We start from the raw sequence: 22,908 nt of genomic DNA, 5'->3' as shown, positions 1-22,908 counted from the left end.
CCGACGCGCCCCTTCGACAGGGAGCACCGGTGACCGAGGCATACGCTGGTACCGATGAGTACGCAGACCTCCGCCCCCGCGGACGCGGTCCCGTACCCGCTCGTGGTCCGCACGGTCGCGCTGGACGCGCTGGGCGGGTCGACCGAGGCGGTGACCACGGACCCCCTGGACCTGCTCGGCCTGCTGCCGTCGCAGGCGCCGCTCGCATGGGTGCGTCGCGGGGACGGTCTGGTGGCGTGGGGCGAGACCCTGCGCATCCCCGTCAGCGGACCCGACCGGTTCGCCGAGGCCGAGCGGGCCTGGCAGGACGTCCTGGCGCACGCGATCGTGCGCGACGAGGTCCAGCTGCCGGGGACCGGTCCGGTGGCGTTCGGCTCCTTCGCGTTCGACGAGGACTCCCCGGCTGGCAGCGTGATCGTGGTCCCGAGCGTGATCGTGGGCCGCCGCGGCGGTCGCACCTGGCTCACCTCGATCACCACGGGCGCCCGGCTGGGTGCCGCGCCGAGGCTCGCCGACGTCGTCGGGCCACGCGTACCGCCCGTCGACCCGGGAGTCGTCGCCTACTCGGACGGCGCGGTGAGCGCGGACGGGTGGCGCGAGGTGGTCGCCCGCGGGATCGCCGCGATCAAGGCGGGCGACGTGGACAAGGTGGTGCTGGCCAGGGACGTGCACGCGCGCACCGAGAACCCCGTGGACGCGCGCTGGGCCCTCGAGCGGCTGGCCGTGCAGTACCCCTCGTGCTGGACGTTCAGCGTCGACGGCATGATCGGTGCGACGCCCGAGCTGCTGGTCCGGTCCGAGAAGGGCCTGGTCACCTCGCGCGTGCTCGCCGGGACGATCCGGCGCACCGGGGACAACGCGGCGGACATGGCCCGCGCGGCGATCCTCGCGCACTCGTCCAAGGACCTCGAGGAGCACGAGTACGCGGTGACCTCCGTGGCGCACGCGCTCGAGCCGTTCTGCTCGTCGACCAACGTGCCGGACGTGCCGTTCGTCCTGCACCTGCCCAACGTCCTGCACCTGGCGTCGGACGTCACCGGCGTCCTCACCGCTCCGAGCGGCGACGCGGCGCACCCGTCCTCGCTCGCGCTCGCGGCGGCCCTGCACCCGACGGCCGCCGTGTGCGGCACGCCGACCGCGGCGGCCCGCGAGCTCATCCGCAGCATCGAGGGCATGGACCGCGCCCGGTACGCCGGCCCGGTCGGCTGGTTCGGCGCCGACGGCGACGGCGAGTGGGGCATCGCGCTGCGCTCGGCGGCGGTCGACCCCGCCGACCCGCGGCGCGTCCGGCTGTTCGCCGGCTGCGGCGTCGTCGCCGCGTCCGACCCCGCCGCCGAGGTCGCCGAGTCCGAGGCCAAGCTGGTCCCCATGCGGTACGCGCTCGGCCGGGACGCCAGCGACAGCTGACGTCCCGGCCGAGAGGCCGGCGGCCAGGGGTCCGTGGGGGACGAACGACCCGGCGGCCGCCGGCGGTCGAGGGGCTGTGCTCAGCCCTGGCCCTGCTGCCCCTGCTGCTGCTGGAACCACTCCCACAGCTCGTCGGGGGTCATCCCCTCGGGGAAGCCGTTCTGCCCGGGCTGGTCGTCCGGCGCCTCCTGCTCGTCCGGCGCCTGCTGCTGCGGCTCCGACTGGGCCGTCTCCGGGCGGACCGCCAGGGTCACGTCGACCTCGATCGTCTTGCCGTCGCGGACGACCGTCAACGTGACGTCGGTGCCGGACGGGAGTGCCCGGACGTAGGCGGTCAGGGACTCGGCGCCACCGACGGCGTCGCCGTCGATCGCGACGATCGCGTCCTTCGCCTGGAGCTCGGCCTTCGCCGCCGGGGAGCCGTCCGTGACCTGCTCCACGACCGCGCCACGACGCGTCACGCCGTCGGCGGTGGCCGTGCCGTCGGACAGGGAGACCCCGAGGAACGCGTGCTCCGCGGTGCCGTCGTCGATGAGCTGCGCGGCGATGTTCTTCACCAGGTCCACCGGGATGGCGAACCCGAGGCCGATCGACCCGGACTCGCTCGACAGCGTCGCGATCGAGGAGTTGATGCCGATGACGCGGCCCTGCGCGTCGAACAGCGGACCACCCGAGTTGCCGGGGTTGACCGCCGCGTCGATCTGGATCGCGTTGGTGACCGTGGCCTCGCTCGTGCTGTCGCCGGAGGTGGAGACCGGACGGTCGACCGCGGAGACGATGCCCGTGGTGACCGTGTTGGCCAGGCCGAGCGGGTTGCCGACGGCCATGACTGGCTGGCCGACGACGACCTTCGACGAGTCGCCGAGGGCCGCAGACGTGAGGTCGTCCGGGGCGTCCTTGAGCTTGATGACCGCCAGGTCCGTGGTCGCGTCGGTGCCGACGATCGTGGCGTCGAACAGGCGGCCGTCGGTCAGGGTGACCTGGACCTCGCCGTCCGCGCCGGCGACCACGTGGTTGTTGGTGACGATGTGGCCGGCGTCGTCGATGATCACGCCGGAGCCCTCCGCGCCGCCCCCGTTGCCGGTGCTGACCTGGATGGCGACGACCGACTGCTGGACCGCCTGGGAGACCGCCTGCCAGTCCGGGTCCTCCGACGTCGAGCCGGCCACGGGGACCGTGTCGTTGGCCGACTGCCCGATGGTGGCCAGCGAGGCCGGGCGGTTGCCGGCCACGTCGTCGTCGGACAGCACCTGCGTGATCCCGACGGTGGCGATCGCCGCGACGATCGCCGCGGCCGCGGCCGCCGACGTGACGGGGAGCCACAGGCTGCGCTTGCGCTGCGGGGGGACGGGACCCTGCGGAGCCGGTCCCCCCGCGTAGGCCGCCGCGGGCTGGTAGGCAGCCTGCGGGGCGGTGGCCGGGTCCTGCGCGGCGGCGCGCTGCGCGGCCTCCCACTGGGCGCGGCGGACGGCCTCGAACTGGTCCATCTGCGACGCCTGCTGCTGGGCCGGCTGCTGCGCGGCGGCCTGCCGCTGTGCCGCCTCGTACGCGGCACGCTGGTCGGCCGGCGCGGCGGGGTGCGGCGGGAGGAACGGGTTGGTGGGGTGCGCCGGGCGCGGGTGCACGGGCAGCGGCTGGGTGGCGTTGACCGGCAACGGCTGCGTCGGGTTCACGGGCAGCGGCTGCGTCGGCTGCGTCTGGGCGTGCTGGTCGGCTGCGGGCGTCTGGTCGGCCGCGCCGTTCTCCGGGGTGGTGGTCATCGGGGGTGCCCTCCTTCGTCGACGACCATCAGACCTGGTCGCGCTGGAGGGACCCTTCGCAGAACCTGGGAATCCGCTGCGAGTTTCGCATGGACGCTCAGCCGGCGAGCACCGCGTCGACCGCCTGCGCGACCTCGGCCGCGATCCGCTCGCCGAGGGCGCGGCGGCCGGTGCGGTCGACCCGGACCTCCACCACGCTCAGGCCCGGCCCCGGTGCTGCCAGCGCCGGGAGCAGGCCGTCGACGTCGCTCACGCGCGTGTGCCGGACGCCGTAGCCCGCGCAGAGGGCCGCGAGGTCGGCGCCGTGCGGGGTGCCGAACACCCGCTCGAACACGTCCGCGCGCGCGGGCTCCCCCGGTTCGAGCGTCGCGAAGATCGAGCCGCCGTCGTCGTTGGCGACGACGAGCTGCAGGTGCACCGGCGCCTCCAGCGGGCCCCGGAGCAGGCCACCGACGTCGTGCAGGAACGTGAGGTCGCCCAGGAGGGCGCGGACCCGGCGGGTGGGCAACCCGAGGGCCGCTCCGACCGCGGTGGAGACCGTGCCGTCGATGCCCGCGAGGCCGCGGTTGGCCAGGACGACGGGCGGGGTGTCCCAGCGCGCCATCAGGTCGAGGTCACGCACGGGGTTCGACGAGCCGACGACGAGCGCGTCGTCCGGGCCGCTCACCTGCGCGACGACACGCGCGAGCGCCTGACCGGTCACGCGGGTGCCGCTGCGCGAGCGGCGACCCGTGTCGAGCCCGTCGAGCACCTCGTCGATCGCGGACCCCGCGGTCGCGTCGGCCGTGTGCCACGAGTCGAGCCAGCCGGCCGGTGCGGGCATCCGCCCCTGACGCATGCGCGCCAGCGGCTCGAGGAGCACGTCGGCCGCGTTGCGCGGGGCGTCGGGCCAGTCGGCGCCGCGCGGGGCGATGACGATCACCTCGACGTCGTCGCGGGCCAGCAGCTGCTGCACCGGGCGCGAGAGCGTGGGCCGCCCCAGCACCACGACCCGGCGGACGGCTCCCCCGAGCAGCGGGCGCGCGAGCAGCAGGCGGTAGGCCGCGATCGCGTGGGACCCGCCGCGCGCGCCGGAGGACGGCTCGGCCAGCAGGGGCCAGCCGTTCGCCTCCGCGAGCCGGCGCGCGGTCGGCCCGGCGCCGTCCCCGGCGACGAGCACGGTCGGCACTCCCCCGCGGCGTGCGGGTGCGGTGGGATCCGCGACCGCGGGCACGGCCCCCGTGGTCGAGCTCGGCGAGACGTGCCGGGCCTGCACCACCGTCAGACCGGCCGTCGACGGCGCGGGCCACGGGGAGTCGCCGGGCACGAGCGGCTCCCGGAACGCGAGGTCGAGGTGCACCGGTCCCGGGTCGCCGGTGCGCGCGCCCGTGGCAGCGGCCACCGCGCGGGAGACCGTGCGGCGCAGGCCGCGCGCCTCGTCGGAACGCCCGACGGGAGCCGGGACGTCGACGGTCAGCCGCACCGCGCCGGCGAAGAGGCCCACCTGGTCGGTGGTCTGGTTCGCGCCGGTGCCGCGCAGCTCGTGCGGGCGGTCGGCGGTCAGGAGGAGCAGGGGAAGCCCGCTGTGGTGCGCCTCGAGCACCGCGGGGTGCAGGTTGGCCACCGCGGTGCCCGACGTCGTGACCACGGCGACCGGCCGGGGCGCCTGCACCTGGTCGCCGTCACCGTGCGCGGACGCGCGGGCGAGCCCGATCGCCAGGAACGCGGCCGACCGCTCGTCCACGCGCACATGCAGGCGCAGGCTGGGGGCTCCGGCCGGGCGTTCGCCGTCGGGGCGGGCGGCGTCGGCGATCGCGTAGGCCAGCGGCGCGCTGCGGGAGCCGGGGGCGAGCACGACGTCCTCGACACCGAGGGCCGCGAGCGCCTGCACGATCACGCGGGCCGCCGCCGTCGCCGGGTCGGGATCGAGGGCGGTCGTCGTCGGCACGCCCGCCATCATGCCCGAGCCCGGACGGCCGCGACGCGCGCGCGCCACTGGTCCATGAGCTCGGGGGACGCCGCCGCGCCGGCGAGCAGCGCCGGGTCGGGCTCGGTCCGGCGGACCTCGAGCATGCCGTCGACCGGCAGGAACGGTCGGTCGACCAGGTCGGAGGTGAACAGCTGCGCGGTGGCCAGCCCGCAGGCGTAGGGCAGCTCCGGGAGCGCGGCGGCGAGCGCGACCCCGGCGGCGAGCCCCACGGACGACTCGAGGGCGGACGAGACGACGACCGGCAGGCCGATCCGCTCGGCCAGCTCGAGGCACGCGCGCACCCCACCGAGCGGCTGGACCTTGAGCACGACGACGTCGGCCGCCTGCGCCCGCGCGACGGCGAGCGGGTCCTGCGCTCGGCGGATCGACTCGTCGGCGGCGATCGGCACGTGGGTGCGGCGGCGCAGCGCGGCGAGGTCGTCCACGCCCGGCACCGGCTGCTCCGCGTACTCGAGGCCCCCGGCGGCGCGGTCGAGGGCGACCAGCCGGCTGACCGCGGTGTCGACGTCCCAGGCGGCGTTGGCGTCGACGCGGATGGCACCGTCCGGGCCGAGTGCGTCGCGGACCGCCTCCAGCCGGGCGACCTCGTCGGCGAGCGACTGTCCCGGCTCGGCGACCTTGACCTTCGCGGTCCGGCAGCCGCCCGAGGCCCGCACGATCCGGTGGGCAGTCTCCGCATCGACGGCGGGCACGGTCACGTTGACCGGGATCCGGTTGCGCACCGGCGCCGGCCAGCCGTCGTCGGCAGCCTCCCGGGCCGCGCGCCACCATGCCGCGGACTCCTCGGCGTCGTAGTCCCAGAACGGGCTGAACTCGCCCCAGCCTGCCGCGCCCCGCACCAGCACCCCGTCGCGGACCGTCAGCCCACGGAACCGCGTCCGGAGCGGCAGCGACCAGACGTGCAGGTCAGCGGGGTCGCTCGGCATCCCGCCAGCGTACGACGCCCGTCATCGACCCCACGCCGCGACCAGGATCGCGCGCGCCGTCCCGCGCACGTCCCGGTGCTCGGTGAGCGCGGTGACGACCGCCCCGTCGACCAGGGCGATCGTCACCGCCGCCGAGGTGGGCGCCCCGACCCGGGCGACCAGCTCGGCGAGGACGGCGTCGACCACCGAGCGGCCGCTGGCGAACGCACCCGCGAGCGCGGGGTGCCGACCGGCGCCGAGCAGGTGCTCGTAGTGGCTGCGCACCTCGGTGTCGTCCCCGGGGGGAAGCACGGCGCCGGCCAGCACGTCGGCGGCCGCCTCCGGGTCCTCCTGCACGGTGACACCGGGGGCACGCGCGACGACGGTCCGGGCGTGCTCGGCCCACGTCTCGGCGAGCGCGCCGCCGGCCGCCGCCGCCAGCTCGTCGAGGGACGCGAAGTAGTACGTGGTGGCCGACAGCGACGCCCCGGCCTCGAGCGCGACGCGTCGGTGCGTCAGGGCACCCGGCCCCTCGCGCAGCATCAGGGTCGCGGCCGCGCGGGCCAGCTCCTGGCGGCGACGCGCACCCTTGCCCCGGACGCCCCGCTCAGTCATGCGTGGGCACCACCGGAGGAGAGGTTGAGGCCCACGACGCCGGCGACGATGAGCACGAGCGACACGATCTTCAGCACCGAGACGGTCTCGTGGAACAGGACGACCGCGAGCACCGCCGTGAGCGCCGCCCCGATGCCGACCCAGACGCCGTAGGCGACCCCGACCGGGAGCGACTTCAGGGCCCAGCTGAGACCACCCATGGACGCGACGAGCAGGACGACGAACGTCACGCTGGGCCACAGCCTGGTGAAGCCGTCGGACGCCTTGAGGCTGAGCGCCCAGCCCGCCTCGAGCATGCCGGACAGGACGAGGACGATCCAGGCCATGGTGTGCACCTCCGCGTGCGCGCCGGGTGGCAACCTCCGCCGTCCCGCGCACGTTCTAGTACAAGCGTACCAGAACAGCCCTGCGCGGTTAGGCTGCCGCCGTGACCCTGCCTCCGCTGCCGGACCCCGTCTCCGACACCTTCGACCCGACGCGCTGGCGCACGGTCGACGGGTTCGAGGACCTCACCGACCTCACGTACCACCGCGGGTTCGCCCGCCCGAACGCGGACCAGGTGGCCTCGGGCGCGGTCGCGCGGGACCTGCCCGTCGTCCGCGTCGCGTTCGACCGCCCGGAGGTCCGCAACGCGTTCCGGCCGCACACCGTCGACGAGCTGTACCGGGTGCTCGACCACGCACGCACCACCTCCGACGTCGGCACCGTGCTGCTCACCGGCAACGGCCCGAGCCCGAAGGACGGCGTCTGGGCGTTCTGCTCCGGCGGCGACCAGCGCATCCGCGGCCGCTCGGGCTACCAGTACGCGTCGGGCGAGACCGCGCAGGACGTGGACCCCGCACGCGCCGGCCGCCTGCACATCCTCGAGGTCCAGCGCCTGATCCGGACCATGCCCAAGGTCGTCGTCGCACTCGTGAACGGCTGGGCGGCCGGCGGCGGTCACTCGCTCCACGTCGTCGCCGACCTCAGCATCGCCAGCCGCGAGCACGCCCGGTTCATGCAGACCGACGCCAACGTGGGCTCGTTCGACGGCGGCTACGGGTCGGCGCTGCTGGCGCGGCAGGTGGGCCAGAAGCGGGCCCGCGAGATCTTCTTCCTGGCCCGCGAGTACTCGGCGGAGCAGGCGCTCGCGTGGGGTGCGGTCAACGACGTGGTGGACCACGCGCAGATCGAGGAGGCCGGGCTGGAGTACGCCCGGGTCATGGCGACCAAGTCGCCGCAGGCCATCCGCATGCTGAAGTTCGCGTTCAACCTGGCGGACGACGGCCTGGCGGGGCAGCAGGTGTTCGCCGGCGAGGCGACCCGGCTGGCGTACATGACCGACGAGGCGGTCGAGGGGCGCGACGCGTTCCTGCAGCGCCGCGAGCCCGACTGGTCGGGCTTCCCGTACGCGTACTAGCTGCTGGACAGCGCCCAGCCGGCGAGGTCGACGATCGAGCCGAGGACGCCCGCGGCGCCGACGAGCAGCGCGACGAGGACGACGGCCGAGACGATGACCGCGCCGAGCGACCGGACGTCGTGCTCGACGGGGGTGGGCTGCGGGTGGGTGAGTGTGGCCATGCGCCCAGCCTCGCCCGCGCACGTGACGCCGGGCATCGGTCCGCGGGCTCGTCGTGCTCCCGCCCTGGGGTGGCCAACCCGCCCTCGGAGATCATCCCGTGGGCGGACAACCGATCAGGTCAGCCGATCGTGAGCGACCCGCTCCCGGCCGGCACGAGCTCGACCCAGGTGTTCCCCGGAGCCAGGTCGGCCGGGGCCCCGTCCATCGTGAACAGCCGCATCGGCGCGTCCTGGGACTCCTTCTGCCACCGGACGGGGATCGTCCTGCCGCCCGTCGCCGCGACGCCCTCACCCGAGCCGATCAGCTCGTACGTCGGCACGGGGGCGCCGCCCTGCGCACCGAAGCCGGTGTTCGGGTGGGCGGCGGTGATCGACACCACGTTGACCGCCGACAGCCGCGCACCGCTGCGGGCCGTCGCCGGCGCCGACCCCTCCGACCTCAGCCACGTCCCGCTCCCGGCGTCCCAGGTCCACGACGGGCTCGACGCGGGCGAGAGCCGGAACGCGAGCGTGCTCGCCGGTGCGCCTGCCACGACCGCGGTGGCGCGGTCGGCGCTGCGCGCGAAGGTGAACTGCTCGCCCGGGGGCGCCTGGTGGTCGGCGTCCGCCTGGTCCCAGAACGTCTGCGGGGTGCCGTACACGTTGTGCGGCGCGGCTCGGTCCCGCACCCGGTACATGCCCGGTGCGCCGGCGTCCTGGCTGATCATCTGGACGCCGCTGGCCTCCACCAGGTCGAGGATCCCCGGCTGACCGCCCGAGAAGGCGAGCAGCCCGTGCATGGGGGCCAGGATCAGGGGGTCCATCGGGCGGACGGACCGGATGGGGCCCACCTCGGCGGGCACCTGCGAGTGGTACACCGCGATGAACCGCGACACGTCGAACTCGACGATGGTCTCCCAGACGACGTCCGCCTGCTCCAGCCCGGTCTGCGGACGCGCCACCGCGGTGTTCTCGATCTTCACGGCGAGCGACGGTCGCGCAGCCGGCTCCCCCGCCACCCCGGTCAACGGCCAGGTGGGCGGGACGACCGGCACCGGCGCCGGTCCCTTGTCGGGCGCGATCGTCGGCCCCTGCACCACGGGGGACGGAGACTCCTGCGGAACTTCCTGCGGCGAGCTGCAGCCGGCGACAGCCAGCGCCAGCGCCGCGAGCAGCGCCGCGGCGCCTCCCGTCCGTCGTCGTGTCGTCGTCGTCATCGCGTTCCCCCGTCGTCCACCTGCACTGCACCAGGCTGCCGCACCGGCCGGCCCGGATCTTCTCAACTGATCGTGACGGCGCCCGAGTCCGTCGGCACCAGCTCCACCCACGTGGTCCCGGGCGCGAGCGCCAGGACCGCGCCGTCGGGCGTCGCGAGCGTGAGGACCGCGTCCGTGCCCGTCTTGCTCCACGTGCCCGTGACCGTCTTGCCCCCGGACGAGACGGTCGCGTCGCCCGCGCCCTCGAGCACGGTCTCCGGGACCGGGTTGCCGGCGGGGTCCTTGGTGCCGGAGTCGATGAGGCGGACCCGCAGCGTCACGAGGTTCGTCGCGGCGATCCGGGCGCCGGACCGCAGGGTCGCGGGCGTGGCGCCCTCCGCGCGCAGCCAGGTCGCCGTCCCCGCGTCCCAGGTCCAGGTGGGCCGCGAGAAGCCGGAGAGGCGCACGGCCACGGTCGACGACGGACCCCCGGAGACGGCCGCCGTGGCCTTCTCGGGCACCTTCGCGATGACGAACTGCGCGGCCGGCGCAGCGCTGTGGTTGCCGTCGGCCTGGTCCCAGAACGTCTGCGGCGTGCCATAGACGTTGTGCGGCGCCGGACCGACGCCCTTCTTGCGGTAGAAGCCACCTGCGCCGGCGTCCATGCTGATCGTCTGCAGGCCCGCGTTCTTCAACGCCTGGACGAACGGCTGCTGACCGCCGGAGAAGGCGATGAGGCCGTGCAGCGGCGCGGCGATCGCCGGGTCCATCGGACGGACCGACCGGATCGGACCCACCTCGGCTGGCACCTGCGACTGGTACACCGCGACGAACCGGCTGATGCCCCCCTCGACGACCTGCTCCCAGACGACGTCCGCCTGGTCGAGACCGGTCTGGGGGCGGGCCTCCGTCGAGTTCTCCACCTTGATCGCGAGCGCCGGGCGCGTGGAGACCTCCGTGGCGGTGACGCCCGTCAGCGGCCAGCGCGGAGGGACGACGGGTGCCGGCGGAGCTCCCTTGGCGGGCTCGATGACGGGAGCCTGCGTCACAGGCGCGACCGGCGTGGGGTCGCTCGGCGGTCCGCCGCACGCACCGAGCGCGAGCGTGGCGCCGGCGGCGAGGGCCACGAGCGCGGCTGCCCGACGGCGGGCGGGCGGGGCGGTGAGGACGGACGGCACGGTGCTCCTTCGGGTGTGAATCGCGCGACACTCTACGGCGTCGCGGCGCCGTGCCCGGGCGGGGGCGCGCGCAGACGGACCTACGCTGGGCGGGTGAGCCGGTCCCTGCGTGACGTCCCCGCGCGGCCGGAGATCCTGCTCCCCGCGCTCGAGGCCGCGCTGACCAGCACCGGACCTGCCGTGTCGCCGGGTGCGGTCGACGCCACCGAGGTCCCCGACGCCGTCGCCGTGGTGGTGCGGACCTCGGGTTCCACGGGCGATCCCCGCGCCGTGCTCCTCTCGGGGTCGGCCCTGCGCGCGTCGGCCGCCGCCACCGAGGCCCGCCTCTCCGGCCCCGGGCAGTGGCTGCTGGCTCTGCCCGTGCACCACGTGGCCGGGCTGCAGGTGTTGGTCCGCTCGGTGCTGGCGGGCACGGTGCCGGTGGCGATGCCGCCCGGACCGTTCCGCGCGCCCGCGTTCGTGGCGGCCGCCGACGCGATGGCCGGGACAGGGCCGCGGTACACCTCCCTGGTGCCCACCCAGCTGGTGCGGCTGCTCGACGACCCCGCCGCGACGACCGCCCTGGCCTCGTTCGACGCCGTGCTCCTCGGTGGGGCGGCGACGAGCCCGGACCTGCTGGCCCGCGCCACCGCCGCGCACGTCCGCGTAGTCACCACGTACGGCATGTCGGAGACCTGCGGGGGCTGCGTGTACGACGGACGGCCGCTGGACGGCGTGTCCGTCCGGCTGGACCCCGAGGGACGCATCCTGCTGGCCGGGCCCGTGCTGGCGGACGGCTACCTCGGCCGACCGGACCTCGACGCGGCTGCGTTCGTGCAGGTGGACGGCGTCCGGCACCTGCGGACCACCGACCTGGGCACGTGGTCCGGGGGGACCCTGAGCGTGCTCGGTCGTGCGGACGACGTGCTGGTCACCGGGGGCGTCAAGGTGCCGCCCGGTCCCGTGGAGTCGGTGCTCGCCGGGCTGCCCGGGGTCGGCGAGGTGTGCGTCGTCGGGATCGCGGACGCCGAGTGGGGGCAGCTGGTCGTCGCCGTCGTCGTCCCGCGGCCGGGCGTCGGCCCACCGTCGCTCGCCGACGCCCGCGCCGCCGTCTCCGCCAGGCTCGGTGCCACCCACGCGCCGCGGCACCTCGTGCTCGCGGACTCGCTCCCGCTGCGCGGGCCGGGCAAGATCGACCGTCGGGCCGCCACGCTGCTCGCCGCACGCCACCTCGAGAGGACCTCCCCGTGACGACAGCCAGCGACTGGGTGCAGGGTGCACGACCGCGGACGCTCCCGGCCGCCGCGGCCCCCGTGCTCGTCGGCACCGGCGCGGCCGCCCAGCTGGGCGAGGCCGACCTCGGGCGTGGCGCGCTGGCGCTCGGCGTCGCGCTCGCGCTGCAGGTGGGCGTGAACTACGCCAACGACTACTCCGACGGGATCCGCGGCACCGACGTGGACCGCGTGGGCCCGATGCGGCTCACCGCGTCCGGCAGCGCCAGCCCGGGCACCGTCAAGGCCGCGGCGTTCGCGGCGTTCGGCGTCGCGGGCCTCTTCGGGCTCGCGCTGGTGTACGTGAGCGGCTACTGGTGGCTGCTCGGCGTCGGGGTGATCGCGATCGCGGCGGCCTGGGGGTACACCGGCGGCAAGAACCCCTACGGCTACCTCGGGCTCGGCGAGGTCGGCGTGTTCACCTTCTTCGGCCTCGTCGCGGTGCTCGGCACCACGTACACGCAGGCCGACGAGCTCTCGTGGCCCGCCTGGGTCGGCGCCGTGTCCGTCGGCATGCTCGCGTGCGCGCTGCTCATGGCCAACAACCTGCGGGACATCCCCACCGACGCCCTCGTCGGCAAGCGCACCCTCGCCGTGCGACTCGGCGACCGGCTCGCCCGACGCGCCTACGCCGGCCTGGTGATCCTGCCCGTCCTGCTCGGCGGGATCGTGTGCGCGTTCGCGTCGCCGTGGGCGCTGCTCGTGCTTCTCCTGCTGGCGCCCGCGGTCATCCTCGCGGTCACCGTGCTGCTCGGTGCCCGCGGCCGCGCGCTGGTCCCCGTGCTCGCCGGGACCGGGCTGCTCGAGCTCGGGTTCGGCGTCCTCCTGGGGCTGGGTCTGGCCCTCTAGGAGTCCTGCGTCCGCGTGGCCTCGTCGGCCGCGTCCTCGACGTCGGCGTCCTCCTGCGCGCGCCTGCCCAGCACCGTCTTGTCACCGGCCGCTCTCCGACGCTCCGCGCGCTCCGCCAGCTGGCGCGCAGCCGCGTCACGCGGGCCGCTGAGCAGCACGTACGACAGCCCCCACGCCAGGAACGCGGCGACGATGACCACGAGCCACGACCGCAGCCCTGCCCACCAGAGCAGGCCGAGGCAGGCACCGAAGAGCGCGAGGCGCAGGACCGAGTAGACGACGAAAGGCACGGTCCCAGGGTAGGACGCTCCGCGGGGGCGCCCGTCCGCCGAGCGGCGTCTAGTCTGACGAGGTGAGGAACCTCGCCGTCCTGCTGATCATCGGACTGACTGTCTACTGCGTGTTCGACGTCGTCCGCAGCACCGCCGAGGAGCGGCTCGGGGTGCACCCCGCCTTCTGGGTCCTGCTGATCCTCTTCGTGCCGCTGCTCGGTGCGCTGGCGTGGCTCGCGGTTCGGTGGTCCCGACGCACCGCGGCCGCCGGGCACCCGGGCACACCGCGGCAGGGCCGTCGACCGACCGCCCCCGACGACGACCCCGAGTTCCTGTGGCGGCTCGACGAGGACCGCCGGCGGACCGACCCCGGCGCCTCGGGCGACGCGCCGCCGCCGCCGCCGGCTGCGTGACGCGTCTGACCGCGAGCGTCAGACGCCCGAGTACGAGTGCTTCCCGGTGACCACCAGGTTGACGACCGTGAAGTTGGCCAGCACGACCGCGTAGCCGACGAACACGAAGTACGCCGCGCGGCGCCCGCTCCAGCCGCGGGTGGTCCGGGCGTGCAGGTAGGCCGCGTACACGACCCACGCGACGAACGTGCCGACCTCCTTGGGGTCCCAGCCCCAGTACCGACCCCAGGCGTGCTCCGCCCAGATGGCCCCACCGATGAGCGTGAGGGTCCACAGGACGAACGCGATCGCGTTCAGCCGGAACGACATGGCCTCGAGCTCACGCGAGCCGGGCACCTGCTCGAGCCACCCGAACCGTCGCCCGCTGACCACCCGGCGGAACCGGTCGGCGCGGGTGGCAACGGCCGCGGGGACCGGCTGCCCGGTGGCGCCGACGGTCACCGCGGGGGCGTCGGCGGCGGCCTCTTCGCGGTAGCTCTTCAGCACCTGGAGCACCGAGGCGGCGAACGCGACCGTGAAGATGCCGGTCGCGGTGATCGCGACGCCGACGTGGATGATCAGCCAGTAGCTCTGCAGGGCGGGTTGCACCTGGTCGGCCTGGATGAAGAAGGCGTTCAGCGCGAGCACCAGCGCGAGCACCGCCATGCCCATGACCAGCACACCGACGAACGCGATGATCCGGCGGCGCTGCACGACGGTGAGCACGAGGACGGCCACGAAGACGCCGACGATCGTGAACTCGTACATGTTGGCGGTCGGCCAGCGACCGGCGGCGATCCCGCGCAGCACGATGCCGGCGAAGAGCATGACCAGGCCGAGCATCGTCGTGGACCGGGCGATCCCCTCGGCGCGCACCGACCGACCGGGCGCGCTCTGCTCCTCGGAGCCGCTGACGGCGGTCGCGGGACGCGCGCTGCGGCCGGCGCCCGCACCCGCGGTCGCGAGCTCGGGGACGCGTCGCTGCGAGCGCTCCGCGATCCGCGCGAGGTCGGCGCTGAACGCGATGAGGGCGATGGTGAACGCCGTCGCGGCACCCCAGACGAGCAAGGTGCTCAGGTCACCGGTGGTCATGGCGCGCTCTCTCCAGAGGTCGGGCCGCGTGGAGCAGCCGGGGGTCCGTCGTCGGTCGGGGCGAGGGTCGCTGCGAGCACCCTGTCGAGCTCGGGTTGGAGGCCGACGTCGTCGCCGCGCGCCAGGCCAGCCGCGGTGACCACTGTACGACCGGAGTCCTCGGTACCGCCTGGGGCGAACCGGAGCCAGAGGCGCCGACGCGGGGCGAACAGCGAGGTGGCGAGCCCGGCGAACGCGAGCAGCGCGAAGACGAGCACGAACGGCAGCGCGGGGTCGTGCCGCAGGTCGAGCGCCACGTACCGGGGCAGGCCGTTGAAGGTCAGGGTGCCGAGCCCGTCGGGCAGGTCGACGGTCTCCCCCGGACGCACGTAGAGCGTGACCGTGGTGCCGTCCTCGTCGACGGCCTGGGTCATCCGCGCCTCGTCCAGCTGGTAGACGTTCTGCGGCACCCCGGTGTCGAGCCCGAGGTTCCCGGACCACACCGAGAGCACGAGCAGGGGGTCGGTGGGCTGCGGGTCGATGGACCGGTAGAGGTCCTCGCCCACCTCCTGCGCGGTGGGGAGCAGGTAGCCGACGATGCCGATCTGCTCCTGGTCGCCCGACACGTCGGGCACCTTGAGCACGCCGCGCGACGTGTAGACCTCGTCCTGCGGCAGGAACGGGGTCGGGCCGGAGAAGGCCACCTCCCCCGCGGCGTCGTGCACCGTGATGTCGGGGGCGTACCCGTTGCCCTGCAGGTAGACCTTCGCGCCGCCGGCCTCGAGGGGGTGGTTGACCTTGATGGTCTCCGCCACCGGCTCCTCGCCCGGGTTCGTGAGCGTCACGTGCGCGGTGAAGTCCCGCGACTGCAGGGTCTCCGGGTCGAACCGGGACTCGAACTCGTCGAGCCGCAGCGTGAACGGGACCAGGCGCGACGGCGAGAACCCGGTGCCCTGCTCGAACGTGTCGTAGTCGACCTGCGCGTTGGCGAACCCGCGCCCCTGCACCACGATCGCCTGGCCGCGGTAGTGCAGCACCTGGCCGGTGGCCACGGAGATGAGCAGCCCGACGAGCGCGAGGTGGAACACGAGGTTGCCGGTCTCGCGCAGGTAGCCGCGCTCCGCGGAGACGGACCAGGTGCCGCCGCCCTCGTCGCGGGTGTCGACGCGGTAGGTCGGCACGAACGGGAGCCAGCGCCAGCCACCTCGCAGCACGCCGGCGGAGTGCTCGGCGGCCTGCGACGCCGGGACGTCAAGGTCCCCCGACCCCTGCGCGGGGAACCGCGTGAAGCGTCGGGGCGCCCGGGGCGGTCGACCCCGCACACCCGCGAGGTGGACCTTGGTGCGCGGCAGGATGCAGCCGACCAGCGAGACGAACAGCAGGAGGTAGATCGCGGAGAACCAGACCGACGAGTACACGTCGAAGAACCCGAGCCGGTCGAGCCAGGGGCCGGTGGTCGGGTGGTCGGAGATGTACGTCGCGACCTTGGCGGTGTCCTGCGCCCGCTGCGGCCAGACGGTGCCCGGCACGGCGGCCACGGCCAGGAGCATGAGCAGCAGGAGCGCGACGCGCATGCTCGTGAGCTGACGCCACGCCCAGCGCAGCCAGCCGACGAGCCCGAGCGTCGGGAGCGTCGGCGGAGCGGCCGGAGGGGCCTCGGTCGGCTCCATGAAGACGTCGGACAGGCCCTCGGGGCGATGGGTCGTCACGTCACACCACCGGCACGAACGGGTCGCCGCCGACGAGGACACCCTGCAGCCAGGACGCCCAGGTGCCCCACACGCCCGTCACCAGGGCGAGCCCGAGGATGACGAGCATCGCGCCGCCGAAGCGCATGATCGCCAGGCGGTGCCGGCGCAGGAACCCGAGAGCGCCCTTGCTCCGGTCCACGAACAGGGCGACCAGCAGGAACGGCAGACCGAGACCCAGGCAGAACGCCACGGCGAGGAGCGCGCCGCGGCCGGCCGAGCCGCCGTCGAGCGAGAGCGTGAGGATCGCGGCGAGCGTCGGGCCGATGCAGGGCACCCAGCCGAGCCCGAAGGTGATCCCCAGCAGCGGCGCTCCCCACAGGCCCGCGCGGGGGGCGAGGTGCACGCGCTTCTCGTTCTGCAGGAACGGGACGAGCCCGAGGAAGCCGAGGCCGAGCACGATGACGACGACGCCGAGCACACGGGTGATCAGGTCCTGGTACTCGACGAGCACCCCGCCGAGCGAGCCCGCGAGCGCGGCCAGCGCGACGAACACGGCGGTGAACCCGGCGACGAACAGGGCGACGCCCAGCAGCACGCGGCTGCGCGCGGGCGCGGTGCGGACGAGTGTGTCGCCCTCCGAGAAGACGCTCTGGGCAGACCCGGTCATGCCGCCGAGGTACCCGACGTAGGCCGGCACCAGGGGCAGCACGCACGGCGACGCGAACGACACCAGCCCGGCGACCAGCGCGACCGGGACGGCCAGCAGCAGCGACCCGGAGGCGACGGTCTGACCGAACGCGTCGCCGGCGTCGGCGAGCATCACGTCGTCGGCGCGGGCTCGGCGAGGAGCTCGTCGATCATCGAGCGGAGCGTGGACGGGTCGGCGAGGCCCAGGATCCGCCCGGCCACCTTGCCGGAGCGGTCGAGCACCACGGTCGTCGGCACGGCGTTGATCGGCACGGTGCCCTGCAGCGCCGCGATCGCGGCGCCGTCGGTGTCCGCGAGGCTCGGGTACGGGACCTCGAACTGGCGCTCGAACGCCAGCGCGGTGCCGGCGTCGTCGGTCCGGTTGATGCCCAGCACCTGCACGCCGTCGGCGGCGTAGTCGGTGGACAGGGCTGCGAGGTCGGGAGCCTCGGCGCGGCACGGCGGGCAGTTGGCGTACCAGGTGTTGAGGACGACGACGTCCCCGCGCCAGTCGGCCACGTCCTGCGCGGCGCCCTCGAAGTCCGTGCCGGCCAGCTCGAGCGGGCCGGTGCGGTCGTCGGCAGCCCAGGTCGTCGTGCTGCCGTCCCCGGATTGGTAGCCCTGGTCGGCGACGTCGTCGGGGTTCTCCTGGGCGCCGCCCGTGCAGCCGGCGAGCAGGAGGAGCGCGACGGTGCCCACCAGCAGGGCGCGACCGCGCACGTCAGACCCCCGCCACCGACGAGACGCCCGGCAGCAGCGAGGCGGCGGGCTCGCTGTAGCCGATGCCGACGAGGGTGTCGTCCTCGTACCGCAGGCTCGTGAGCGAGGCCACCGAGCACTGCCGCTTGCGGGGGTCGTGCCACAGGTGCCGGTTCTCCAGGGACAGGCGGGTGACCCAGACGGGCAGCTGGTGGCTGACCAGCACGGCCTCGTGCCCCCGGGCCAGCTCGCGCGCGGCCGCCACGGCGGCGAGCATCCGCTCCACCTGCTCCGTGTACGGCTCGCCCCAGGACGGCCGGAACGGGTTGCGCAGGTACGGCCAGTGCTCGGGGTGGCGCAGCGAGCCGTCGCCGACGCCGAACGTCTTGCCCTCGAAGTGGTTGCCGGCCTCGATGAGCCGCTCGTCCGTGCCGATCTCGACGTCGAACGCCGCCGCGATGGGGCCTGCGGTCTCCTGCGCGCGCTGCAGCGGGGAGGCGACCACCGCGACGACGTCGCGCGGCACCGGCCCGGACAGGTGCGCGGCGACCATCTCCGCCATCGCCACCCCGCGCTCCGAGAGCCGGTAGCCGGGCAGCCGTCCGTAGAGCACGCCGCGAGGGTTGTGCACCTCGCCGTGCCGCATCAGGTGGATCGTGGTCGCGACCATGGGCTCAGTGTCGCAAAGACTCCTGTGCACCACGGCCACGGGACCGGGTCACTCGACGTGACACGCGCCACCCGTGAGGTGCAGGCGCACGGTCTCCATCGCGTCGCCGAGCGCCGCGAACTGCTCGGGCGTGAGGATGTCGACCAGGTGGTCCCGCACGGACTGGACGTGGCTCGGCGCGGCGGCGACCAGCACCTGCCAGCCCTTCTCGGTCATGGTGCAGTTCACGCCGCGGGCGTCCTCGATGCAGGGCAGGCGCTCGACCAGCCCCTGCTCCTCCATGCGCCGGATGGTGTGGGTCAGCCGGCTGCGCGAGTGCGCGAGGTTGTCGGCGAGCTGCGCCATCCGCAGTGTCCGGTCGGGGGTCTCCGACAACCGGACCAGCACCTCGTACTCGTGCGTGGACAGGCCGGTGTCGCGCTCGAGCTCGTGCTCGAGCGCCGCGAACAGCCGCGCCGAGCCGCCGCGGAACGCGCGCCAGTGGGTCTGCTGCTCGGCGGTCAGCCACTCCACGGTGGTGGGTGTGTCAGTGGTCACAGCGAGGCCTCCGTCCGCGGGCATGGGGTTGCGCCCGCCCTCCGAGTGTAGTACAACTTTGAACTAACAGTTTGGTTGACAGTTCAACAACCACGGAGGACACCCCATGAGCACCACGACCGCGATCCCCACCGGCCTCACCACCGGCACCTGGGCCGTCGACGCCTCGCACACCGAGGCCGCGTTCACCGTCCGGCACGCCGGCATCTCCAAGGTCCGCGGCACCGTCGCGGTCACCGACGGCACCGTCGTCGTCGGCGACGACCTGGCGAGCACCTCGGTCTCCGTCACGCTGGACCCGTCCACCGTCACCACGGGCGACGCGAACCGCGACGGCCACCTCAAGAGCGGCGACTTCTTCGACGTCGAGAAGTTCGGCCAGTGGACCTTCGTCTCCACCGAGGTCCGCGAGGCCGGCAAGAACTACGTCATCGCCGGTGACCTCACCATCCACGGCGTCACGCAGCGCGTCGAGCTCGAGACCGAGTTCAACGGCACCGCGGTGGACCCGTTCGGCAACACCCGCGCAGGCTTCGAGGCCGGCGTGACGATCTCCCGCAAGGACTTCGACCTCACGTGGAACGCGGCCCTCGAGGCCGGCGGCGTGCTGGTGTCGGACAAGGTCGTCATCGCGCTCGACGTCTCCATCATCAAGGGCTGACACAGCTCGTCCCACGCGAACGGCCGGGTCCACCACGGACCCGGCCGTTCGCATGCTCACGCACCCGTCCCGGTACGACGCCGGTCGTGGAACGCGAGGATCTGCAGCTCGGAGGCCACGTCCACGGCCCGCAGGTCCACGGTCGGCGGCACGCGCAGGGCCCGCGGCGCGAACGTGAGGATGCCGACGACGCCGGCCGCGACGAGGGCGTCGCACACGTCCTGGGCGACGGACGCCGGGGTGGCGATGATGCCGATGGTCACGTCCGACCCGCTCACCAGCGCGGCCAGCTCCTCGGGCGGCTGCACCACGAGCCCCGCCACGGTGGTCCCGACCACCCCGGGGTCGGCGTCGACGAGGCCCACCACCGCGAACCCGCGCTCGGCGAACACCGAGTAGCTGGCCAGCGCGTGCCCGAGGTTGCCGATGCCGACGATGACGACCCGGCGCTGCGTGGTCAGGCCGAGCACCACCGCGATCTGCTCGGACAGGTGCACGACGTCGTACCCGACACCGCGTCGCCCGTACGACCCGAGGAACGACAGGTCCTTGCGCAGCTGCGCCGGGGTGACCCCCGCGCCGGCGGCCAGCTCCTCCGAGGACGTGGTGACGACGCCGTCCGCGGTGAGCCCGCGCAGCGCCCGCAGGTAGCCGGGCAGGCGCGCGACCGTGGCGGGTGGCACGTCGCGCGCGCCCGGACGCCCGGACGCACCGGGCTCACCTGCCCGGGTGCCCCTTCGCTGCGTGTCCACCTCGACCCCCGCGACGCCCCATGGACCCGGTCGCCCGGGCCCTGGGGGTCAGGCTAGGGGGCGGGGACCGGCGGCGGTAAGGGTTCGGCGCAGACGGGCCGCATCGATGCGCCAGTACCCCTGCCGCACGCCGTCGACCTCGACCACCGGCACCAGCTCGCCCAGCTCGTCGACCAGGTCCCGGCCCGACGACGAGTCGGCGTCGATGTCGACCTCGGACCACTGCTCGCCCGTCTCGGCGCACACCACGCGCACCACCTCGCGCGCCTCGTCGCACAGATGGCAGCCGGCCCGGCCGTAGAGCACCACACGCGTCATGGCCCCACCGTCTCACGGAGGTCCGGCGCCGACCCTGTACCGCCGGCGCGCTCGACCGTCGTTACAGTGACCGGGTGCGTCAGGCGTCCGGGAACACCACCGCCCCCGCTCCCGTGCTGCGGGACCCCGGGGCCGGTCCGGACGGTCCCGGTACCGGAGCCTTCTTCGACGTCGACAACACGATCATCCGCGGGGCCAGCTCGTTCCACCTGGCCGTGGGCCTGTACCGGCGCGGGTTCTTCCGCAAGCGGGACCTCGTCGAGTTCGGGCTGCACCAGTTCCGGTACCTGACGTTCGGGGAGAACAAGCACCAGATCGACGAGGTCCGCAGCCGCGCGCTGTCGATCATGCGCGGCCACTCCGTCGCCGAGGTCACCGCCATCGCCGAGGACATCTACGACGAGGTGCTCTGCCTGCGGATCTACCCCGGCACGCAGCGGCTCCTCGACCAGCACATCGCGGCGGGTCACTCCGTCTGGCTGGTCACGGCCACGCCGGTGGAGATCGGGTCCCTGATCGCCCGGAGGCTGGGGGCGACCGGGGCGCTGGGCACCGTCGCCGAGCACGAGGACGGGTTCTACACCGGTCGGCTCGTCGGGGACATGCTGCACGGCCAGGCCAAGGCCGACGCCGTGCGCGCGCTGGCCGAGCGGGAGGGCATCGACCTGTCGGCGTCGTACGCGTACGGCGACTCGACCAACGACGTCGCGATCCTGTCCGAGGTCGGCTTCCCCTGCGCGATCAACCCCGACCGCCGCCTGCGCCGGTACGCCGCCGAGGTGGGCTGGCCGGTCCGCGAGTTCCGCAACCGCCGCCGCAACGCCCGCCGCGGCACCACCGTCGCCAGCTTCGCCGGCCTCGCCTGGGCCGGGGGGCTCGTCACGCGCGCGGTGCTGCGGTCCTGGCGCGGCACCCACGACGGAGAGGACCTGCTGTGACCACCCTCGAGTCGACGGTCCGCCCGGCCGTCCCCGCGGACCTGGACCACCTGGCCGCCCTGGCGGCGCTCACGTTCCCGCTCGCGTGCCCGCCCGGGTCCACCCCGCAGGACCAGCAGGTGTTCATCGACACCGTGCTCTCCGTGGACCGGTTCGCGGAGTACCTGGACGACCCGTCCCGGGACGTGCTGGTCGCGCAGGACGGCGGCCTGGTCGGCTACACGATGCTCGTCGCGGGCGAGCCGGCCGACGACGACGTGCAGGCCGCCCTGCACCTGCGCCCGACCGTCGAGCTGTCCAAGTGCTACGTGCACCCCGACCACCACGGGGCCGGGATCGCGCACGCGCTGATGACGGCCTCGCTGGAGGCCGCCCGCGAGCGCGGCGCGCAGGGGATGTGGCTCGGCGTCAACCAGCAGAACGCGCGGGCGCAGGCGTTCTACGTGCGGTCGGGCTTCGCCATCGTCGGCACCAAGCACTTCACGGTCGGCGCGCGGGTCGAGGACGACTACGTGCTGGAGCGCCCCCTCTAGGGAGCGGTCGTGGCGACCGGCCAGCCCTCGTCGTCCCAGTCCAGCTCCCGGATCTCCAGCCGGAAGTCGCCGCCCGCGGCCGCGTCGTAGTAGTGGAACGCGAGGTACCCGCGCGAGACCGACTGCCCACCGGGTCCGACCATGTCGCCGTCCGAGGTGAGCAGCTGCTCGCCACCGTCCAGCGTCATCTCCGTGCCCGACCGGTCGACGTACGGCCCGGTGACCTCCCGCGACCGGCCGACCGCCATGTTGTAGGTCGAGTCGGTGCCCTGGCAGCAGGAGTCGCGCGACACGAACAGGTAGTACCAGTCGTCGTGCCGCACCAGGTAGGGCGCCTCGATCGCGTTCGGCGGCGAGGTGCGGCTGGCGATGGTCATCGGCGTCGCGCCCTCCACCGGCTTGCCGGACGGCCACGACAGCTCGACCAGCTGGATCCCGCCCCAGAACGAGCCGAACGCCATCCACGGCGTGCCGTCCGCGGCCTCGATCACGCCGGGGTCGATCGCGTTGTAGTTCGTCTCCCCCGGCTCGGACGCGATGACCTGTCCCTGGTCCACCCAGGCGTAGTCGGGGTCGTCCGGGTCGAGCGTCGTGTTCGTCGTCAGGCCGATGGCCGAGCGGTTGGAGCCGAACGTGGACGCCGAGTAGTAGAGGTAGAACGTGCCGTCGTGCTCGATGACCTCGGGCGCCCAGAAGTTCGACACCCCCGGCACGGCCTCGTAGGCCCACTCCGGCCGGGTCGCGGCGTCCCAGACGGTGCCGACGAGCTCCCACGTGAGGCCGTCGTCGGTGGACCGCCGGATCTGCGGGGCGCCGAGGCCCGTGCGGACGTCGCCGGTGGAGAACACGTACCAGGGCTCACCCTCGGCTCCGGCCACGAGCGCCGGGTCGTGCGTGTGGATGTCCCCGCTCAGCGAGAGGGCGGTGGCGGCCGGGGCGTCCGGCCGGGCCCAGACCGCGGCCGCACCGGCCCCGCCGACCAGCGCGACGGCGACCAGGGCGACCACGGTCCGGCGCAC

26 protein-coding genes are annotated in these 22,908 nt (G+C 74.4%); 8 read left to right on the top strand and 18 right to left on the bottom strand.

All coding sequences use genetic code 11. From position 1 onward, the window contains the following. Positions 1-54 precede the first annotated feature (54 nt). Positions 55-1,407, top strand: a complete 1,353-nt coding sequence (locus ASD18_RS07330; protein ID WP_056088730.1) for an isochorismate synthase MenF — start codon at positions 55-57, stop codon at positions 1,405-1,407. A gap of 80 nt (positions 1,408-1,487) precedes the next feature. Here the strand turns inward: ASD18_RS07330 and ASD18_RS07325 are convergent, their stop codons facing one another. From ASD18_RS07325 to ASD18_RS07305, 5 genes are all read right to left on the bottom strand, one after another. Beyond that, positions 1,488-3,167 carry a trypsin-like peptidase domain-containing protein gene (locus ASD18_RS07325; protein WP_056088726.1) on the bottom strand — a complete coding sequence of 560 codons (1,680 nt, stop codon included), beginning with the start codon at positions 3,165-3,167 and terminating at the stop codon, positions 1,488-1,490. A gap of 97 nt (positions 3,168-3,264) precedes the next feature. Next, positions 3,265-5,106: a 2-succinyl-5-enolpyruvyl-6-hydroxy-3-cyclohexene-1-carboxylic-acid synthase gene (gene menD, locus ASD18_RS07320; RefSeq protein WP_056091772.1), complete on the bottom strand. Its 1,842-nt coding sequence runs from the start codon at positions 5,104-5,106 to the stop codon at positions 3,265-3,267. Beyond that, positions 5,103-6,062: an o-succinylbenzoate synthase gene (locus ASD18_RS07315; protein WP_056088724.1), complete on the bottom strand. Its 960-nt coding sequence runs from the start codon at positions 6,060-6,062 to the stop codon at positions 5,103-5,105. The genes menD and ASD18_RS07315 overlap by 4 nt, the downstream gene beginning before the upstream one ends. A gap of 21 nt (positions 6,063-6,083) precedes the next feature. Next, entirely contained in the window at positions 6,084-6,656 is a 573-nt protein-coding gene (locus tag ASD18_RS07310) for a TetR/AcrR family transcriptional regulator (protein ID WP_056088722.1), read from the bottom strand. Beyond that, complete coding sequence (locus tag ASD18_RS07305) at positions 6,653-6,982, bottom strand: multidrug efflux SMR transporter (RefSeq protein ID WP_056088719.1); 330 nt, start codon at positions 6,980-6,982, stop codon at positions 6,653-6,655. Before ASD18_RS07305 ends, ASD18_RS07310 begins: the two co-directional genes overlap by 4 nt. Before the next feature lie 107 nt (positions 6,983-7,089). Between ASD18_RS07305 and ASD18_RS07300 the strand changes: the two genes are divergently transcribed. Then, entirely contained in the window at positions 7,090-8,055 is a 966-nt protein-coding gene (locus ASD18_RS07300) for a 1,4-dihydroxy-2-naphthoyl-CoA synthase (RefSeq protein WP_056091769.1), read from the top strand. On the opposite strand, the gene ASD18_RS21315 is transcribed toward ASD18_RS07300, so the two are convergent. The 3 genes from ASD18_RS21315 to ASD18_RS07285 form a co-directional block, all read right to left on the bottom strand. Further along, complete coding sequence (locus ASD18_RS21315; RefSeq protein ID WP_200938495.1) at positions 8,052-8,216, bottom strand: hypothetical protein; 165 nt, start codon at positions 8,214-8,216, stop codon at positions 8,052-8,054. The genes ASD18_RS07300 and ASD18_RS21315 overlap by 4 nt on opposite strands. A gap of 119 nt (positions 8,217-8,335) precedes the next feature. Beyond that, the gene (locus ASD18_RS07290; RefSeq protein WP_056088713.1) at positions 8,336-9,412 is read right to left on the bottom strand and encodes a DUF3048 domain-containing protein; all 1,077 of its coding nucleotides are present in this window, start codon (positions 9,410-9,412) and stop codon (positions 8,336-8,338) included. A 62-nt stretch (positions 9,413-9,474) separates the two neighbouring features. Next, positions 9,475-10,569, bottom strand: a complete 1,095-nt coding sequence (locus ASD18_RS07285; protein ID WP_056088710.1) for a DUF3048 domain-containing protein — start codon at positions 10,567-10,569, stop codon at positions 9,475-9,477. A 93-nt stretch (positions 10,570-10,662) separates the two neighbouring features. On the opposite strand from ASD18_RS07285, the gene menE reads away from it, so the two are divergent. Together menE and ASD18_RS07275 are read left to right on the top strand one after the other, a co-directional pair. Further along, complete coding sequence (gene menE, locus ASD18_RS07280) at positions 10,663-11,799, top strand: o-succinylbenzoate--CoA ligase (RefSeq protein ID WP_056088707.1); 1,137 nt, start codon at positions 10,663-10,665, stop codon at positions 11,797-11,799. Further along, entirely contained in the window at positions 11,796-12,668 is an 873-nt protein-coding gene (locus ASD18_RS07275; RefSeq protein ID WP_056088704.1) for a 1,4-dihydroxy-2-naphthoate polyprenyltransferase, read from the top strand. Before menE ends, ASD18_RS07275 begins: the two co-directional genes overlap by 4 nt. Here ASD18_RS07275 and ASD18_RS07270 read toward each other — a convergent pair. Next, positions 12,665-12,958: a DUF4229 domain-containing protein gene (locus ASD18_RS07270; protein WP_056088701.1), complete on the bottom strand. Its 294-nt coding sequence runs from the start codon at positions 12,956-12,958 to the stop codon at positions 12,665-12,667. The two genes, ASD18_RS07275 and ASD18_RS07270, sit on opposite strands and share 4 nt — an antisense overlap. A gap of 62 nt (positions 12,959-13,020) precedes the next feature. Between ASD18_RS07270 and ASD18_RS07265 the strand changes: the two genes are divergently transcribed. Further along, a complete protein-coding gene (locus tag ASD18_RS07265) occupies positions 13,021-13,353 on the top strand; it encodes a PLDc N-terminal domain-containing protein (protein WP_056088698.1) in 333 nt (110 codons plus the stop codon). Positions 13,354-13,371: 18 nt separating this feature from the next. On the opposite strand, the gene ccsB is transcribed toward ASD18_RS07265, so the two are convergent. The 6 genes from ccsB to ASD18_RS07235 are packed head-to-tail and all read right to left on the bottom strand — an operon-like array spanning position 13,372 to position 18,687. Beyond that, complete coding sequence (gene ccsB, locus ASD18_RS07260; RefSeq protein WP_056088695.1) at positions 13,372-14,424, bottom strand: c-type cytochrome biogenesis protein CcsB; 1,053 nt, start codon at positions 14,422-14,424, stop codon at positions 13,372-13,374. After that, entirely contained in the window at positions 14,421-16,073 is a 1,653-nt protein-coding gene (locus ASD18_RS07255; protein WP_082573926.1) for a cytochrome c biogenesis protein ResB, read from the bottom strand. Before ASD18_RS07255 ends, ccsB begins: the two co-directional genes overlap by 4 nt. 40 nt (positions 16,074-16,113) lie before the next feature. After that, entirely contained in the window at positions 16,114-16,914 is an 801-nt protein-coding gene (locus ASD18_RS07250; protein ID WP_056088690.1) for a cytochrome c biogenesis CcdA family protein, read from the bottom strand. Beyond that, the gene (locus ASD18_RS07245) at positions 16,914-17,501 is read right to left on the bottom strand and encodes a TlpA disulfide reductase family protein (protein ID WP_056088687.1); all 588 of its coding nucleotides are present in this window, start codon (positions 17,499-17,501) and stop codon (positions 16,914-16,916) included. Before ASD18_RS07245 ends, ASD18_RS07250 begins: the two co-directional genes overlap by 1 nt. Position 17,502: 1 nt before the next feature. Next, on the bottom strand, positions 17,503-18,150 hold the full coding sequence (locus ASD18_RS07240) for a histidine phosphatase family protein (protein WP_056088683.1): 648 nt from the start codon (positions 18,148-18,150) through the stop codon (positions 17,503-17,505). A gap of 48 nt (positions 18,151-18,198) precedes the next feature. Next, positions 18,199-18,687 carry a MarR family winged helix-turn-helix transcriptional regulator gene (locus tag ASD18_RS07235; protein WP_369817251.1) on the bottom strand — a complete coding sequence of 163 codons (489 nt, stop codon included), beginning with the start codon at positions 18,685-18,687 and terminating at the stop codon, positions 18,199-18,201. Between the two features lie 106 nt (positions 18,688-18,793). Between ASD18_RS07235 and ASD18_RS07230 the strand changes: the two genes are divergently transcribed. Further along, positions 18,794-19,348 (top strand): YceI family protein, encoded by a 555-nt coding sequence (locus ASD18_RS07230; protein ID WP_056088674.1) that lies wholly within the window; start codon positions 18,794-18,796, stop codon positions 19,346-19,348. Positions 19,349-19,404: 56 nt separating this feature from the next. Here the strand turns inward: ASD18_RS07230 and ASD18_RS07225 are convergent, their stop codons facing one another. Both ASD18_RS07225 and ASD18_RS07220 read right to left on the bottom strand, forming a co-directional pair. Next, positions 19,405-20,100 carry a redox-sensing transcriptional repressor Rex gene (locus ASD18_RS07225; RefSeq protein ID WP_056088670.1) on the bottom strand — a complete coding sequence of 232 codons (696 nt, stop codon included), beginning with the start codon at positions 20,098-20,100 and terminating at the stop codon, positions 19,405-19,407. A gap of 48 nt (positions 20,101-20,148) precedes the next feature. Then, entirely contained in the window at positions 20,149-20,418 is a 270-nt protein-coding gene (locus ASD18_RS07220) for a glutaredoxin family protein (protein WP_056088666.1), read from the bottom strand. A 113-nt stretch (positions 20,419-20,531) separates the two neighbouring features. On the opposite strand from ASD18_RS07220, the gene ASD18_RS07215 reads away from it, so the two are divergent. Both ASD18_RS07215 and ASD18_RS07210 read left to right on the top strand, forming a co-directional pair. Next, positions 20,532-21,356 carry an HAD family phosphatase gene (locus ASD18_RS07215; protein WP_235522372.1) on the top strand — a complete coding sequence of 275 codons (825 nt, stop codon included), beginning with the start codon at positions 20,532-20,534 and terminating at the stop codon, positions 21,354-21,356. After that, positions 21,353-21,889 carry a GNAT family N-acetyltransferase gene (locus tag ASD18_RS07210; RefSeq protein ID WP_056088664.1) on the top strand — a complete coding sequence of 179 codons (537 nt, stop codon included), beginning with the start codon at positions 21,353-21,355 and terminating at the stop codon, positions 21,887-21,889. The genes ASD18_RS07215 and ASD18_RS07210 overlap by 4 nt, the downstream gene beginning before the upstream one ends. On the opposite strand, the gene ASD18_RS07205 is transcribed toward ASD18_RS07210, so the two are convergent. Further along, positions 21,886-22,908, bottom strand: a complete 1,023-nt coding sequence (locus ASD18_RS07205; RefSeq protein WP_056088659.1) for an arabinan endo-1,5-alpha-L-arabinosidase — start codon at positions 22,906-22,908, stop codon at positions 21,886-21,888. The genes ASD18_RS07210 and ASD18_RS07205 overlap by 4 nt on opposite strands.

Source organism: Cellulomonas sp. Root137, from assembly GCF_001426725.1.
In the GTDB taxonomy this organism is placed as follows: Bacteria; Actinomycetota; Actinomycetes; order Actinomycetales; family Cellulomonadaceae; genus Cellulomonas.
This window is presented reverse-complemented; position numbering and strand designations above follow the sequence as displayed.